General features: G+C 72.6%; 3 protein-coding genes. 1 reads left to right on the top strand and 2 read right to left on the bottom strand.

Annotated features, from left to right (window positions below; all coding sequences use genetic code 11):
* Both IEZ06_RS35670 and rsmI read right to left on the bottom strand, forming a co-directional pair.
* The coding region (locus IEZ06_RS35670) for a phospholipid carrier-dependent glycosyltransferase (protein ID WP_189241083.1) at window positions 1-541 on the bottom strand (541 nt) is incomplete at its 3' end.
* 21 nt (window positions 542-562) lie between these two features.
* Window positions 563-1,417, bottom strand: coding sequence for a 16S rRNA (cytidine(1402)-2'-O)-methyltransferase (rsmI, locus tag IEZ06_RS35665; RefSeq protein ID WP_189241082.1), 855 nt, complete (start codon window positions 1,415-1,417; stop codon window positions 563-565).
* Window positions 1,418-1,706: 289 nt separating this feature from the next.
* Between rsmI and IEZ06_RS35660 the strand changes: the two genes are divergently transcribed.
* Window positions 1,707-2,199, top strand: a 493-nt coding sequence (locus IEZ06_RS35660; protein WP_189241084.1) for a phospholipid carrier-dependent glycosyltransferase, incomplete at its 3' end; no start/stop codon positions are given.

The raw sequence follows: 2,199 nt of genomic DNA, 5'->3' as shown, positions 1-2,199 counted from the left end.
AGATGTCGAGCAGGGCGGTGCGGGACAGGACCAGGTGCAGGCCGTCGAGGGCGAGCAGGAGTCCGGCCAGGCAGCCGAGCAGGGTGGAGCGGGTCATGCGGCGGGCGGTGCGGGCCAGGATGAGGATGGAGATGACGCCGGCGGCGGCGGTGGCGAAGCGCCAGCCGAAGGGGGTCATGCCGAACAGGTGCTCGCCGGTGGCGATCAGCCACTTGCCCAGCGGCGGATGCGCCACGTAGAGCGGGCAGGGGTCGGCGTCCGCGGGGACGCACTGCTCCCAGATCCGCGTGTCCCCGGCGATGAGCATCCGGTCGGCGACCGGGTCCTCGACGCTGCCGAGGGCCTTGCGCTCCACCCCGAAATTGAGCAGCGCGAACGCGTCCTTGGCGTAGTAGGTCTCGTCGAAGACGACCGCGTTGGGGCGGCCCAGGTTCACCAAGCGCAGGACCGCGCCGAACGCCGCCACCAGCAGCGGGCCGATCCAGCCCCACAGGACGCCCTCCGGCATGGGCGGCACCAGCCGGTCACGCGTTGATCCCATTCAGGAGATTATGCTGACAAGTCAGGCTCGATGGACAGCGTCGTACAGGTCACGTTTGGGGATGCCCGCGGCCTTGGCGACGTCCACGATCGCGTGCTTCCTCTGCACCCCGGCCTCCTCGCGCCGGGCGACCTCGGCGACCAGGTCCTCGATGACCGGCTCCAGGGCCTCCTGGACGTATCCGGCGACGACGACGGTGATCTCGCCCTTGACCCCCTGTGCGGCCCACTCGGCGAGCTCGCCCAGGCCGCCGCGGCGCACCTCCTCGTAGGTCTTGGTGAGCTCCCGGCAGACCGCGGCGGGGCGGTCCGCCCCGAACGCCTCGGCCATCGCCGCCAGCGAGGCCGCCAGCCGGTGCGGCGCCTCGAAGAACACCATCGTGCGCTCCTCGGCGGCCAGGGCGGCCAGCCGGCGCGTCCGCTCGCCCTGCTTACGCGGCGGGAACCCCTCGAAGCAGAACCGGTCGCTGGGCAGGCCGGAGACCGCCAGGGCCGTGGTGACCGCGGAGGGGCCGGGCAGCGAGGTGACCATGATCCCGGCGTCGACGGCCAGGCGGGTCAGGCGGTAGCCGGGGTCGGAGACCCCCGGCATGCCGGCGTCGGTGACGACCAGCACGGTGTAGCCGGCCTGGAGCACCTCCAGCAGCTCGGCGGCCCGCGCGACCTCGTTGGCGTCGTAGTAGGAGACGATCCGGCCGCCGATCTCCGCGCCCAGGTCCGAGGTCAGGCGGCGCAGCCGCCGGGTGTCCTCCGCCGCGACCACGTCGGCCGTCTCCAGGGCCTCGCGGAGCCGCGGCGAGACGTCGCCCGCCTGCCCGATCGGAGCCCCCGCCAGCACCAGCCTGCCGTTGTCCGTCACCCTTCCATCTTCTCCCATCCCGCCCACCGTTCCCGCCTCCGGCCCCGCCCTCCCGGAGGCCCCTGCGAGCCCCTGCGAGCCCCCGGGAGCCCCCGGATCCGGGGACGACACCGGAAGAGCGCGGTTCCGCCGTGGAGAAGCTCCCCGGTTGGGTACGTACGGGATGTTTCTTGAGGTGCACGGGTGACGAGGCCCGTACGATGTCCGGGTGGCCGTGACCGATTTCCCTGAGCAGGTGTCCGAGCAGCCGGAGCCCCGGCCGGGCAGCCGACCGGAGGACTCCGTACGCGACCGGCTGGTGCCGCCCATGCCGGGGAGCGTCCTGTGGGGCTGGATCGGCCCGCTGCTGGTGGCGGCGTTCGGCGCGGTCCTGCGCTTCGTGAACCTGGGCCGCCCCAACGCGGTCATGTTCGACGAGACCTACTACGCCAAGGACGGCTTCGCGCTGCTCAACTTCGGCGCCGAGCGGAACGCCGTCAAGGACGCCGACAAGCTCCTCATGCAGGGCAACACGGCGATCTGGGAGCAGTGCGCCCCGGCCGAGCTGGACAAGTGCGCGTCGTACGTCGTCCACCCGCCGCTGGGCAAGTGGCTGATCGCCACCGGCGAGCACCTGTTCGGCATGACCCCCTTCGGCTGGCGCTTCGCCACCGCCGCCGCCGGCGTCATCTCCATCCTCATCCTGGCCCGCACCGCCCGCCGCATGACCCGCTCCACCCTGCTCGGCTGCCTGGCCGGGCTCCTGCTCGCCCTCGACGGCCTGCACCTGGTCCTGTCCCGCACCGCCCTGCTCGACATCT

This window comes from Planomonospora antibiotica, from assembly GCF_014647955.1.
Lineage (GTDB): Bacteria > Actinomycetota > Actinomycetes > Streptosporangiales > Streptosporangiaceae > Planomonospora > Planomonospora parontospora.
The sequence above is the reverse complement of the archived record's forward strand: the minus strand, read 5'-3'. Positions and strand labels throughout refer to the sequence as shown.

Bases quoted from the DNA above. Each gene is read 5' to 3' on its own strand.
- rsmI (WP_189241082.1), bottom strand. From the start codon at position 1,417: ATGGGAGAAGATGGAAGGGTGACGGACAACGGCAGGCTGGTGCTGGCG.